The organism is Nocardia sp. NPDC056952 (genome assembly GCF_042674185.1).
Lineage (GTDB): Bacteria > Actinomycetota > Actinomycetes > Mycobacteriales > Mycobacteriaceae > Nocardia.
On the sequence record NZ_JBHURA010000005.1, the window covers coordinates 139,819 to 153,313 of the forward strand.

The window sequence follows — 13,495 nt, forward strand, 5'->3', positions numbered from 1 at the left end:
GACGTGGGTAACAACGGAAACGGCGTAACAGCCGAAAGCCACGTTCGGGAGGGGACCGAACGTGGCTTCCGGGTGGGTGGGGATGGATCAGACGCTGGCGTAGGCCAGCGAGGGGACCTTGTCGGTGGCGAAGGAGGTGCGCAGGTAGCACCACCAGGTGACGGCGGCCATCACGAGGAAGACGGCGGCGTAGGCCCAGAAGGCGGGGGCCATGGTCTTCAGGTGGACGTTGGACAGGCGAAGGGCCTGCTGGACGACGAACCCGCCCGCGGCGCCGACCGCGCCGATGACACCGATCGCGGCACCGGCCTGACGCTTGGCGGAGGTGGCCGCCTCGGTCAGGTCCATGCCGTGCTCGGAGGCGTACTTCTTGGCAGTGGCGTTGAAGATCGACGGGATCATCCGGTAGGTGGAGCCGTTGCCGATACCGGCCAGGATGAACAGGGCAAGGAACGCGGTCAGGTAGAGCGGGAAGCTCTTCATGTCGACGGCGGCCACGATGCAGGCCACCGCAATCGACATCCCGCCGAAGACGAACACCGTGATCTTGGCGCCACCGCCGATCTTGTCGGAGACCCAACCACCGAACGGGCGGCTGAACGAACCGACCAGGGCGCCGAGGAAGGCCAGGTTACCCAGGGTGGTGATCCAGCCGATCTTGGCGAGGTCGGGGAAGGTGGCCTTGATCAGCGTCGGGAAGGCGAACGAGAAGCCGATGAACGAGCCGAACGTGCCGATGTAGAGGAACGACATGATCCACGTGTGCCGGTTGGTCAGCGCCAGCTTGTAGGACTTGCCGTCGGACTTGGCCTCGGCCAGCGAGTCCATGAAGTACAGCGCGCCGAGGGTCGCGACCGCGATGAACGGCAGCCAGAACAGCACGGCGAGGGTGATACCGAAGCGGTAGCCGCCCGCGTCCTTGGCCATGATGTGGGTGCCGAAGGTGATCAGCAGCGGCACGATCAGCTGGGTTTGCGCGACACCGAGGTTGCCGCCCGCGGCGTTGAGGCCGAGCGCGGCGCCCTTCTTGCCCTCGGGGAAGAAGAACGAGATGTTCGACATCGACGAGGAGAAGTTGCCGCCACCGACACCGGCGAGGGAGGCCAGCACCAGGAACACCCACATGGGCGTGCTCGGCTGGTTGACGAAGTAGAGGATGCCGAGCGCGGGTAGGAACAGCATCGCGGCGCTGAACGCGGTGAACGCGCGCCCACCGAACCGCGGTACCGCGAAGGTGTACGGAATGCGCAGGGCCGCGCCGACCAAGGTCGGGATCGAGGTGAGCAGCAGCGCGTTGCTCACGGCGACCGCGTTGCCCTTGCCGAGACCCTGCAGGAACTCGAAGCCGGCCGGGCCCATCGCGGTGACGATGGAGCCCCAGATGACCCACATGCTGAAGCCGAGATTTTCGGCGAATACGGAGAAGTACAGATTCTTCTTGGCAGTCTTCGCGCCGCCGGATTCCCAGAACCCCTTGTTGTCGGGGTCCCAATGGGAGATCCAGCGGCCCTTCTTCTGGTATTCGAAGGACGGGGCTTCCGTCTCATGGCCGGTGGCGGCTATCGCGGTCATCGGCTTCCTCTCGATCGGGCTCGATAGGAGCGGCTCGCCTGGTGTTCGACGATGCTCCCTGCGGTGTCGAGATAAAGGTAGGAGCCGGTTGTTGCGTGACAATGGCCGCAGGTGACGTTCCCGGCAACTACGGCTCACCGTGCGACTTCGCTGGTGGTGACAGCCCGGTTACCTGGATTTAGGAAGCGTCTCTCCGCGCTGCTCAGCGGTCCGGATATTCGGCGATGAGCGAGCCGAGGAAGCAGTTGGCCGCCTGCACGGCCCGCTCGGCGTCACCGTCGATGACGGCCTGGACCAGCTCGGCGTGCTCGGTGTCGTACGCGTCGTCGGATTTCGCGGTCCGCGCGTGGATCACCTGCTCGATGATCGGCAGCAGCGAATCGTAGAACTCCAGATATACCGCGTTGTGGCTGGCGACGACGATCGCGCGGTGCAATTCGACGTCGGCGGCGATGGCCACCGGGTCGGCCTCGGCCCAATTCCGGTTGCTGCGTTCGGCGAGCAAGCGCTGGAGGGTGGCGATATCGGCGTCGTCGCGGCGGCGCGCGGCCAGGCCCGCCGCGGTGGTGTCGAGAGCTTGGCGCAGTTCGAGGATGTCGCGTTCGTGCGCGTCGGCGAAGTACTTGCCCAGGGTGCCGCCGACCTCGGAGGTGGCGATCACATAGGTGCCCGAGCCCTGACGGCGTTCGAGCATGCCCGCGTGCACGAGCGCCTGGACGGCTTCGCGCACGGTGTTGCGGCCGGTCCCGGTGAGCTCGGTGAGCTCTGGTTCGGTGGGGATCCGTTGGCCCACTGGCCAACGGCCGGAACGGATCTCGGCCCGAAGCTGCTCGGTGACCTGGGCGATGAGGCTGGTACGCCGGACGGGTTGCACGTCAGCAAGGTTACTGGGCTGTTCCGCCTCTCCGGGACTTCAGGCCGGAGTTGTGCACGGGGTGAGCTGGGTCGGCGGCCGACGAGAGGTCGGTTGTGCGGTAGCCCGGTCCCGGTGATTTACCCGTGTTCTCGCGGGAGATCGCTCACAGTCGCTTGGCAGTAGTCATCGGGTCATCCTATGATTTCCGGGTGCCGCCGCTCCGTGATTTCCAGCCAGCTTCCGGCGCCGGGTCGACCCTCGAGGACGACCGGCGCGGTCACGTCGACCCGCCTTCCGAGATCACCCAGCGGTCGCTGATCGAAGGTCGGCTGCTCGTTCTGGCGGCCATCATCATGTCGGCGCTCACCTTGCGCGCCGCCGTCACCGCATTCAGTCCGCTTGCCGAGACGATCGGCGCCGAGGTCGGGTACGGGACGGGGATCGTCGGGGTGTTCGGCATGTTGCCGACCGCGATGTTCGGTCTCGCCGGGCTCATCGCGCCGCTGTTCGTGCGCCGGTTCGGGCTGGAGCGAACCGTGTTCGTCGCGATGCTGCTGGCCGGCGCCGGGTCGCTGGTGCGGGTGTTCTCCACCGGTACCGGTGGACTGCTGGCGTTCTCCGGGGTGGCGCTGCTCGGCATGGGCATCGGCAATGTGGTGATTCCGCCGCTGGTGAAGCGGTATTTCGGCGATCATCTGGCCGCGATCAGCTCGCTCTACATCGTGATGGTGCAGCTCAGTACCGTCATTCCGGCGTTCATCGCCGTGCCGGTGGCGCAGGCGCACGGCTGGCGGATCTCGATGGGGGTGTGGGCGTTGGTCGGTTTCGCCGCCGCGATCCCGTGGTTCGTCGTGCTGCGCGATCGGCGTGGTCGCGACACCGTTGACACCACCGCGCTACCCGCCGAGGCGCCCGAGACCGGCAGAGTCTGGCGTTCGCCGGTGGCGTGGGGGATGGCGGGCATGTTCGGCATGACCTCGCTGACCACCTACGCCATGTTCGCCTGGCTGCCCAAGATCCTGTCCGACGCGGGCGCGAGCGCCGGTTTCGGCGGCAGCATGGTCGGCTTGTTCGCGCTGATCGGGCTGATCCCGGCGCTGGGCGCGCCCACCGTGGTCTCGCGGACGCGCAATCCGTTCCCCGTCGTCGTCGGCTGCATGGTGCTGTTCGCGACCGCTTTCATCGGCCTGCTGGTGGCGCCGATGCAGGCACCCCTGCTGTGGGTTGTGCTGCTGGGTCTGGGCCCGTCCACCTTCCCGATGGCGCTGACGCTGATCAACCTGCGCACCCGCACCCCCCATGGCTCGGCGGCACTGTCCGGCTTCACCCAGGGCGTCGGGTACGCGATCGCCTGCACGGGCCCGCTGCTGTTCGGCATGCTGCACACCTGGACCGGCGGCTGGCTCGTCCCGTTCGCCATGCTGTTCGTCGCCCTCGGTGTGCTCCTCGCGGGCGCCTGGCAAGCCTGCAAGCCGCGCATGCTCGAAGACAGCTGGAATTGATCTCACCGTTCGAGTTGCGAACCGGTGCGTTCGGAGTAATGCTGTGTAGATCACACCCTCACGGGCGTTTCCGATGATTTCTTGCTGCTTCCTTACGCGCGGAAATCGTTGCGACACATGCCGGAAACAAAAGGGCTGATCTCACCTCCCTGATCGGGGGAAGGTGAGAAACCGTTGATTCAAGCGACATTTCCCGCAGCATTTCGGCAATACCCATTTCCTACCGTTGGGCCATCGCACTTTTGGGAGGCCCAATCTTGAGCACGCTGAAGCGGAACCACGACATCGACAACTGGGATGCCGAGGACGTCGCGGCCTGGGAAGCCGGTGGCAAGGACGTCGCCAAGCGCAATCTGATCTGGTCGGTGATCGCCGAGCACATCGGATTCTCGGTGTGGTCGATCTGGTCGGTGATGGTGCTGTTCATGCCCACCGACAAGTACGGCATCGACGCGGCGGGCAAGTTCTTCCTGGTCGCCATGCCCACCCTGGTCGGCGCGTTCCTCCGCATCCCCTACACCGTCGCCACCGCCCGCTTCGGCGGTCGCAACTGGACGATCTTCTCCGCGTTCCTGCTGCTCATCCCGCTGCTGCTGACGCTGTACTTCGTCAACCAGCCCGGCACTTCCTACACCACGTTCCTGGTCGTGGCCGCGTTCGCCGGCTTCGGTGGCGGCAACTTCGCGTCGTCGATGACCAACATCAACGCCTTCTACCCGCAGCGGCTCAAGGGCTGGGCGCTGGGCATGAACGCCGGCGGCGGCAACATCGGCGTCCCGGTGATCCAGCTGCTGGGCCTGCTGGTGCTGGTCACCCTCGGTGGCGACTACGCCTCGGTGATCTGCGCGGTCTACCTGGTCCTGGTCGGTGTCACCGCCGTCGGCGCCGCCGTCTACATGGACAACCTGACCAACCAGAAGGCCGACATGTCCTACATGGTCAAGGCCCTGCGGGTACCGCAGTCCTGGGCGATCGCCTTCCTCTACATCGGCACGTTCGGCTCGTTCATCGGCTACAGCTTCGCTTTCGCCCAGATCCTGCAGATCAGCTTCAAGGCCGGTGGCGACACCGCCGCCCAGGCCGCCGTCCACGCCGCGTCGATCGCCTTCATCGGCCCGCTGCTCGGTTCGCTGGCCCGCCCCTACGGCGGCAAGATGGCCGACCGCATCGGCGGTAGCAAGGTCACCATCGCCACCTTCGGCGCCATGATGGCCGCCGCGCTGCTGGTGATCACCGCGTCGACGATGGCCGACGGCAACAAGGGCATCGCGACCGGTGCCACCATGACGCTGCTGGTCGCGGGCTTCATCGCCCTGTTCGTCCTGTCGGGTTTCGGCAACGGCGCCGTCACCAAGATCATCCCGTCGGTGTTCGAGGCCAAGTCCAAGAGCCTGCCGATCTCGCGGGTCGAGCAGGCGGCCTGGTCGCAGAACACCTCCGGTGCGCTGATCGGCTTCGTCGGCGCCATCGGCGCGCTCGGCGGCGTCGGCATCAACATGGTGCTGCGCAGCTCCTACGCCAGCACCGCTTCGGCCACCTCCGCGTTCTGGGTGTTCCTCGCCTTCTACGTGGTCTGCGCCGCCGTTACCTGGACGGTCTTCCTGCGCCGTCCCCGTCTCACCTCCGACTCCGCAGTGGTGGTCGAGGCCGAGCACATGGTCCTCGAGGCCGAAACCAACGCTTCGTCGGCCAATTCGTCGGCTCGCTGACAACCGACCACTACCAAGGAGGTCACTCTCATGAACAGCACTCGCAAAACAGCGGTCGTGGTCGGCCACGGCATGGTCGGACACCGTTTCGTCGAAGCCCTTCGCTCGCGCGACGAGGCAGGCCAGTGGCAGGTCATCATCCTGTCGGAGGAGAAGCTGCCCGCGTACGACCGCGTCGGCCTGTCCTACTACGTCGGCAACTGGAACGCCGACGACCTGGCGCTGCCCGGCAACATGTACGACGGTGACGAGCTGGTCGACCTGCGGCTGGGCCAGCGCGGCGAGTCCATCGACCTCGAGGCCAAGACCGTCACCAGCACCAGCGGCGACGTCATCGCCTACGACGCCCTGGTCATGGCGACCGGTTCCTACCCGTTCGTGCCGCCGGTCCCCGGCCACGACCTGCCCGAGTGCTTCGTCTACCGCACCATCGACGATCTCGACGGCATCCGCGCCGCCGCCGAAGCGGCCGGTCCCGGCGCGCACGGTGTGGTCGTCGGCGGCGGTCTGCTCGGCCTGGAAGCCGCCAACGCGCTGCGCCTGCTCGGCATGACCCCGCACGTGATCGAGTACAACGGCCGCCTGATGCCCGCCCAGGTCGACGCCGGTGGTGGCGCGATCCTGGAGAAGCTCGTCACCGATATCGGCCTCAACGTGCACACCGGTGTCGGCACCGCCAAGATCGTCTCGATCGAGGAGGAGGGCGCCGACAAGGTCACCGTGCACCTGTCCGACGAGGCCGAGATCAAGGCCTCGCTGGTGGTGTTCTCCGCCGGTGTCCGCCCGCAGGACGCCCTCGCCAAGGCCTCCGGCCTGGAGATCGGCGCCCGCGGCGGCATCCTCACCGACCTCACCCTGCAGACCTCCGACCCGAGCGTCTACGCGATCGGTGAGTGCGCCGCGATCGAGGGCGTCTGCTACGGCCTGGTCGCTCCCGGTTACACCACCGCCGAGATCGTCGCCGACCGCCTGCTGGGCGGGGCGGGCGAGTTCCCCGGTGCCGATATGTCCACCAAGCTGAAGCTGATGGGCGTCGACGTGGCGTCCTTCGGTGACGCGCACGGCACCACCGAGGGCGCCCTCGAGGTCGTGCTGCACGACGCGGCCAAGGGCACCTACGCCAAGCTGGTCGTCTCCGACGACGCCCAGACCCTGCTGGGCGGCATCCTGGTCGGCGACGCCAGCCAGTACGCGGCCTTGCGCCCGCTGGTCGGGCGCCCGCTGCCCGCCGACGCCGCCGCGCTGATCTCCCCGGCCGGCGCCGAACTCGGTGCCGACGCGCTGCCCGACGACGCCCAGATCTGCTCCTGCAACAACGTCAGCAAGGGCGCCATCTGCGGCGCGATCGCCGAGGGCGCCTGCGATATCCCGGCCGTCAAGAGCTGCACCAACGCGGGTACCTCCTGCGGTGGCTGTGTGCCGATGATCAAGAAGCTGCTCGAGCAGTCCGGCGTGGCGCTGTCGAAGTCGCTGTGTGAGCACTTCACCCAGTCGCGTGCCGAGCTGTACGACGTGGTCGCCGTCACCGGCATCCGCACCTTCTCCGAGCTGATCGCCAAGCACGGCAAGGGCTCGGGCTGCGATATCTGCAAGCCGACCGTGGCCTCGATCCTCGCGTCGACCTCGAGCGAGCACATCCTCGAGGGCGAGCAGGCCGCGCTGCAGGACACCAACGACCACTTCCTGGCCAACCTGCAGAAGAACGGCACCTACTCGGTCGTCCCCCGGATGCCCGGTGGCGAGGTGACCGCCGACCAGCTGATCGTGATCGGCGAGGTGGCCAAGGAGTTCGGCCTCTACGTCAAGGTCACCGGTGGTCAGCGCATCGACCTGTTCGGCGCCCGCGTGGAGCAGCTGCCGCTGATCTGGAAGCGTCTGGTCGACGTCGGCATGGAGTCCGGCCACGCCTACGGCAAGTCGCTGCGCACCGTGAAGAGCTGCGTCGGTTCCACCTGGTGCCGCTACGGCCAGCAGGACTCGGTCGGCATGGCCGTGCTGCTGGAGAAGCGCTACCGCGGCCTTCGCTCGCCGCACAAGATCAAGCTGGCCGTCTCGGGTTGCGCGCGTGAGTGCGCCGAGGCCCGTGGCAAGGACGTCGGCGTGATCGCGACCGAGCACGGCTGGAACCTCTACGTCGGCGGTAACGGCGGTCTGACTCCCAAGCACGCGGTGCTGCTGGCCGGTGACCTCGACGACGAGACCCTGATCAGCTACATCGACCGCTACCTGATGTTCTACATCCGCACCGCCGACCGCCTGCAGCGCACCGCGCCGTGGCAGGAGGCCCTCGAGGGTGGCTTCGACTACCTCAAGGCCGTCGTCTGTGACGACAGCCTCGGCATCGCCGGTGACCTCGAGGCCGCCATGGCCAGGCACGTCGAGGGCTACAAGGACGAGTGGGCCGCCGTGCTCGAGGACGAGAACAAGCTCTCGCGCTTCGTCTCCTTCGTCAATGCCCCTGACGAAGCCGACCCGACGATTTCGTTCGACGACAGCGGAGAACGCAAGGTACCAGTGCTCCTCGGTCTTCCCGGCATGCCCGTCGGTGTTGCTTCGGACACAGCACCGGCCGGGAAATAAGCCCTTAACGCTGCGGAAACAGGGCGCCTGTACCAATAGGTAAGGCGTTCGGAGGAGGAACCGATGACCGTTATCGACACACCCACCATCACCACTGAGACCGTGACCTGGACCCAGGCTTGCCGGCTCGATTTCCTGATCCCGGGGCGCGGCGTGGCTGTCCTGCTGAAGGGTGGCCGTCAGGCGGCTCTGTTCCTACTCACCGACGGCACGCTCGCCGCCGTCGGCAACATCGATCCGTTCGGCCGGGCCGCGGTGATGTCACGCGGCATCATCGGTGATCGCGGCGGTGTTCCCGTCGTCGCGTCGCCGCTGCTCAAGCAGGCCTTCTCGCTGATCGACGGCCGTTGTCTCGACGACGAGTCCCAGTCCCTGCCGGTGTACGCCGTCCAACTCGACGGCGGCGTCGTCGCGGTCTCCAACGAGCCGGTGCAGACCCCATGACCTCTCCCACCGACAGTGGCCCTTGCCTTGCCGGCTTCACCATCGGCGTCACCGCGGCTCGCCGCGCCGAGGAATTCAGCACCCTGCTCACCCGCAAGGGCGCGAGCGTGGTCTCCGCCCCCGCCATCCGCATCATCCCGCTGGCCGATGACACCGAGCTCGAACGCGTCACCGAACTGCTGATCGCCGATCCGCCGCAGATCACCGTCGCCACCACCGGCATCGGCTTCCGCGGCTGGATGGAAGCGGCGGAGGGCTGGGGCCTGGCCGAGGTCCTGCGCGACACTCTCGCCTCCACCCGGATGCTGGCCCGCGGCCCCAAGGCCAAGGGCGCGATTCGCGCCGCCGAACTGCGTGAGGAATGGTCGCCTGCCTCGGAGTCCTCGGCCGAGGTGCTCGACCATCTGCTCGCCGAGGGCGTCGAAGGCGTCCGCATCGCGGTGCAGCTGCACGGCGCGACCACCGAATGGGAGCCGGTTCCCGACTTCTGTGAGGTGCTGCGCTGCGCGGGCGCCGACGTGGTCCCGGTCCCGGTGTACCGCTGGGAGCCGCCGGCCGATCGTGGGCCGATGGACAACATGATCGAATCGATCATCTCCGGCAGCCTGGACTGCGTCACCTTCACCAGCGCGCCCGCCGTGGCGTCACTGCTGATGCGCGCCAAGGAAACCGGACTGCTCGAGTCGGTGCTGCACGCGTTCCGCGGCCGGGTGCTCGCCGCCTGTGTCGGGCCGATCACCGCGGCCCCGCTGGAAGAACTCGGCGTGCCGACGACGATGCCGGGTCGTGCCCGGTTGGGCGCGCTGGCTCGCCATGTGGCAGAAGAACTTCCGCGTCGCGCCAGCCGCATCTACGCCGCCGGTCATCTGATCAGCGTGCGTGGTGGATGTGTTGTCGTCGACGGTGAGGTGCGCCAGCTGGCGCCCGCTCCGATGGCGTTGATGCGATCGCTGGCTCGTCAGCCCGGTCGGGTCGTGTCGCGCGAAGACCTGCTGGCCGCGTTGCCGGGTGGCGGTGACGACACCCATGCGGTGGAGACCGCGATCGCGCGACTTCGGGCCGGCCTCGGCACTCCCAAGGCGATCCAGACCGTAGTGAAGCGCGGGTACCGGCTGGCGCTGGACGCGGCCGACTGCTCCGATACGCCCGTGCGGGCGGCTGTTCAGGCACCGCACGCCGCGGGGATCGGAACACCTGCCCGCTCGTCCCGGCCCGCCCAAGCGATCGGGGTGTGGTGAGCGCCGGACAGCCGGGTGATCCGGCTCTGGTGCTGGTCGCGCACGGGACTCGCAGTGCGCGCGGGGTGGAGATGATCGCCGCGCTGGCCGACGCGGTGGCCGCCGAACTCGGCGTCGCGGTGTCCTCGGCGCCGAATACCGCGCTGCGGACCGCGTTCGTCGACGTGCTCGGTCCCTCGCCGTCGGAGGTGCTGCGGGATCTCGATGGGCCCGCTGTCGTTGTTCCGGCGTTCCTCGCTTCCGGTTATCACGTGTATCAGGACGTTCCGCGTGAGGTCGCCGAGAGCGGGCACGGCGCGGTGGCTGTGACCGAGGCGATGGGACCGGATCCGGCGCTGACCCGGATCATGGCGGTGCGGTTGCGGGCGGCCGGGTGGAAGCCCGGTGACGCGGTGGTGTTCGCGGCCGCGGGTTCTTCGGATTCGCGTGCGCGCCAGGATGTTCGGCGGGCCGCGGGGATGCTGGCCGAGCAGCTGGGCGCGCCGGTGAAGATCGCGTATGTGGCGACCGGGACGCCGCGTGTGCCCGAAGTCGTTGCCTCGCTGCGTGAATCGGGTGCGCAACGGGTGTTCATCGCTTCGTATCTGCTGGCGCACGGGCTGTTTCATCAGCGGTTGCACGATGCCGGTGCCGATGGGGTGGCCGAGCCGATCGGTGTGCATCCCGGGGTTGTCCGGTTGATCGTCGATCGGTATCGCAGCGCGGCCAGGGAGCTGGTCGGCGTTCGCTGACGCCGATCGCACAGGCAGCCGGTGCGGGCGGCTGCGACTAGAGTTGGGCCGACTTCACAACAAGGGGGCACCGCTCGATGTCAGATCCGTCCGCAGGTCAGGGCTATTCATCGCAGGATGACGGGCTGACGGCGTACCCGGACGAGTCGGCGGCGCGGGGGACCGCGAATCCACCGGTTCCCGCCGCCTATCCGCAACCGCCGAGCCAGGCCGTCCCGCAACCGCCGTACGGCCCGGTGCCGGGTGCGGTGGGATCGCCGCCGCCCTACGCGCCGCCGCCGCCCTATGGGCCGGGTGCTCCGTATCCCGGGGGTAGTGCGCCGGTGGACGCCGGGCCTCGGGTCGTTCCGCAGAGTGTGCAGATCGCGTTCTACGTGATGCTGGCGGGCGCGGTGGTCACGCTGCTCAGCATGGCCTACTCGCTCACCGTGCTCGACGAGACGCGCAGTGCTGCGCTCGACGCGTCGGGTGGGGTGTTGCGGGGAGACGAACTCGATCTTCTGGTGTACGCGAGCGTCGGCGGCGCCCTCCTGAGTTCGCTGGTGACGGTAGGGCTGTGGGTGTGGATGGCGTTCGTCTGCCGGGCGGGAAAGAACTGGGGCCGGATCACGGGGACGGTCTTGTTCGGGATCAACGCGCTGCTCTATGCCGGAGGCACGGTGACGGCGTTCGTCACCTCGACGGCGGGGATCGCGCTGGTGTTCAGCACGGTCACCCTGGTGATCGGGCTCGCCGCGGTGATCCTGCTGTGGAACCGGACGTCTTCGCCCTTCTTCGCGGCTCGGGCGCCGCAGGGCTACCAGCCCTACCCCGGCTATCCGCCTATCGCGCCGTACTGAAATTCGCGCGGTAGGTACTCGGGGCGACGCCGACCTGGCGAACCATGTGCTGGCGCAACGACTCGGCCGACCCGATGCCGCTGTGCCGCGCGACCTGTTCGATCGGCAGGGTGGTCGATTCCAGGAGTTCCCTGGCGCGGTGGATGCGCTGGCTCAGCAACCATTTCTGTGGGCTGAGGCCGGTCTCCTCGTGGAATCGGCGACTCAGGGTGCGCACGCTGATTCGCGCGTGTTCGGCCAGGTCGCGCAGGGACACGGGGGTGTCGAGGCGTTGTAGCGCCCACGTCCGGGTGGCGGAGAGGGACAGGTCGTCGTCGGCGGGTAGTGGTGTGTCGACGAACTGGGCCTGTCCGCCGGGCCGCACGGGCGTCACCACCGCGGCCCGCGCGGCGGCGTTCGCCACGGTGGCGCCGTAGTCGGCGCGAATCAGGTGCAGGCACAGGTCGATTCCGGCTGCCGCGCCCGCCGCGGTGGTCACCGGTCCGTCCTCGATGAACAGTGCGTCGCTGCGCACCTGGACGAGCGGATGGTCGCGGGCCAGTTCCTCGGCCAGTGCCCAGTGCGTGGTCGCGGTGCGCCCGTCGAGCAGTCCGGCTTGGGCGAGCACGAACGCGCCGCTGCAGATCGAGGTGACCAGGATGCCCCGGTCGACGGCCGCGCGCAGCGCCTTCAGCGTCACCGGATCCGCGTCGGCGCGGCTGCCGGTGCTCGGCACGATCACCGCGTCGGCGGTGTCGAGTACCTCGAGCCCGTGCCGGATCACGACATCGAACCCACCGGGCGTCATCGAGGGCAGGGCCCCTGGCACGGCGGTGCAGACCACCACGCGATAACCGGGCTCGCCGCCGACCGTGATCGAGCCCATCAGCGTTTCCGGCATCGACAGATCGAAGGACTTCACCGGTGGGACAGCAACCACGGCAATGGTCTTCATGGCCTGATCCTTGGGATAGCTGGCAGTGCGGCCACTAGTTTAGCCGTCTCGCGAACGGCATCGTGGAAGGCGCGGGCGCAACCACATTGCTCGCATCGAAAGATGTTGTCGTGAAAGGGAATTCGCATGTCAACGCATGTTGTGATCGGCCGTGGCGGCACCGCTACCGCCACCGCGTTGTCGCTGGTCGAAGCCGGGGATCGGGTACGGATGGTGAGCCGGACCGGGCTCGGCCCCACCCATCCCGACGTGGAATTGATCGCCCTCGACGCCCTCGACACCACCGGTCTGATCGAGATCGCGACCGGTGCGAGCACCGTCTTCAACATGGCGATGCCCGCGTATCACACCTGGCCGGAAACGGTTCCGCCCCTGTTCGGCTCGATCCTGTCGGCCACCGAAACCGCTGGCGCCGACCTGGTCATGCTGGGGAACCTGTACAGCTACGGCCCGGTCGACGGTGTCGTGTCCGAACGCACCCCGCTCGCCGCGACCGGCAGCAAGGGCGCGGTCAGGGCCAGGATGTGGGCCGATGCGCTCTCCGCGCACGAGGCAGGCCGGCTGCGCGTCACCGAAGTGCGCGCGGGGCAATTCCTCGGCGCGGCCGCTGTCTCGGTCTTCACCCTGTTCGTCCAGGCCGCGGTCCTGTCGAACACCCCGGTCAAGGTTCCGCAGGAACTCGACCTCCCGCACTCGTACACCGCGACCGGTGATGCCGCGGCCGCGCTGGTGGCGGTCGCGCGCGACGACCGGTCGTGGGGGAGGGCCTGGCATGCCCCGGTGATCACCACGACCGTGCGCGCGATCGCGAACCGGCTCGCCGAGCTGGCCGACGTCGCGACGCCCGAACTCGCGGTGCTCACCGACGAGGAGATCACCGAATTCGCCCAGCAGGACCCGTTCTGGACCGAATTGTTCGAGACGAAACACATGTCCCATCGCGAGTTCGTCGTCGACGATTCGGCGGTGCGTGCCACCTTCGGTATCACCGCGTCGAAGCTGGACGAGGTGCTCGCCGAGGTGGTCGCCGCCGACGCGGCCGCGCGGCTATCGGTGCCCGACGCGGGGTAGATGCCGTAGGTTTGCCGGG

General features: G+C 68.0%; 11 protein-coding genes. 8 read left to right on the forward strand and 3 right to left on the reverse strand.

What is annotated here, in order from left to right; genetic code table 11:
- Positions 1-87 precede the first annotated feature (87 nt).
- Together ACFTS5_RS19495 and ACFTS5_RS19500 are read right to left on the reverse strand one after the other, a co-directional pair.
- Complete coding sequence (locus ACFTS5_RS19495; RefSeq protein ID WP_378632738.1) at positions 88-1,572, reverse strand: MFS transporter; 1,485 nt, start codon at positions 1,570-1,572, stop codon at positions 88-90.
- 202 nt (positions 1,573-1,774) lie between these two features.
- Positions 1,775-2,446 (reverse strand): FadR/GntR family transcriptional regulator, encoded by a 672-nt coding sequence (locus ACFTS5_RS19500; RefSeq protein ID WP_101466098.1) that lies wholly within the window; start codon positions 2,444-2,446, stop codon positions 1,775-1,777.
- A 335-nt stretch (positions 2,447-2,781) separates the two neighbouring features.
- Between ACFTS5_RS19500 and ACFTS5_RS19505 the strand changes: the two genes are divergently transcribed.
- The 7 genes from ACFTS5_RS19505 (at position 2,782) to ACFTS5_RS19535 (ending at position 11,471) form a co-directional block, all read left to right on the forward strand.
- The gene (locus ACFTS5_RS19505; protein ID WP_378633446.1) at positions 2,782-3,930 is read left to right on the forward strand and encodes an MFS transporter; all 1,149 of its coding nucleotides are present in this window, start codon (positions 2,782-2,784) and stop codon (positions 3,928-3,930) included.
- A gap of 254 nt (positions 3,931-4,184) precedes the next feature.
- Positions 4,185-5,639, forward strand: coding sequence for a nitrate/nitrite transporter (locus ACFTS5_RS19510; RefSeq protein WP_378633448.1), 1,455 nt, complete (start codon positions 4,185-4,187; stop codon positions 5,637-5,639).
- Between the two features lie 30 nt (positions 5,640-5,669).
- Positions 5,670-8,219 carry a nitrite reductase large subunit NirB gene (gene nirB, locus ACFTS5_RS19515; protein ID WP_378632741.1) on the forward strand — a complete coding sequence of 850 codons (2,550 nt, stop codon included), beginning with the start codon at positions 5,670-5,672 and terminating at the stop codon, positions 8,217-8,219.
- A 63-nt stretch (positions 8,220-8,282) separates the two neighbouring features.
- A complete protein-coding gene (gene nirD, locus ACFTS5_RS19520; protein ID WP_101466100.1) occupies positions 8,283-8,663 on the forward strand; it encodes a nitrite reductase small subunit NirD in 381 nt (126 codons plus the stop codon).
- Positions 8,660-9,901: a uroporphyrinogen-III synthase gene (locus ACFTS5_RS19525; protein WP_378632745.1), complete on the forward strand. Its 1,242-nt coding sequence runs from the start codon at positions 8,660-8,662 to the stop codon at positions 9,899-9,901. Before nirD ends, ACFTS5_RS19525 begins: the two co-directional genes overlap by 4 nt.
- Positions 9,895-10,632 (forward strand): sirohydrochlorin chelatase, encoded by a 738-nt coding sequence (locus ACFTS5_RS19530; RefSeq protein WP_378632748.1) that lies wholly within the window; start codon positions 9,895-9,897, stop codon positions 10,630-10,632. Before ACFTS5_RS19525 ends, ACFTS5_RS19530 begins: the two co-directional genes overlap by 7 nt.
- Positions 10,633-10,709: 77 nt before the next feature.
- Positions 10,710-11,471 carry a hypothetical protein gene (locus ACFTS5_RS19535; protein WP_378632750.1) on the forward strand — a complete coding sequence of 254 codons (762 nt, stop codon included), beginning with the start codon at positions 10,710-10,712 and terminating at the stop codon, positions 11,469-11,471.
- Here ACFTS5_RS19535 and ACFTS5_RS19540 read toward each other — a convergent pair.
- Positions 11,455-12,405, reverse strand: a complete 951-nt coding sequence (locus ACFTS5_RS19540) for a GlxA family transcriptional regulator (protein WP_378632752.1) — start codon at positions 12,403-12,405, stop codon at positions 11,455-11,457. The genes ACFTS5_RS19535 and ACFTS5_RS19540 overlap by 17 nt on opposite strands.
- Positions 12,406-12,531: 126 nt before the next feature.
- On the opposite strand from ACFTS5_RS19540, the gene ACFTS5_RS19545 reads away from it, so the two are divergent.
- Positions 12,532-13,476: an NAD-dependent epimerase gene (locus ACFTS5_RS19545; RefSeq protein WP_378632754.1), complete on the forward strand. Its 945-nt coding sequence runs from the start codon at positions 12,532-12,534 to the stop codon at positions 13,474-13,476.
- The last annotated feature ends 19 nt before the right edge of the window (positions 13,477-13,495 follow it).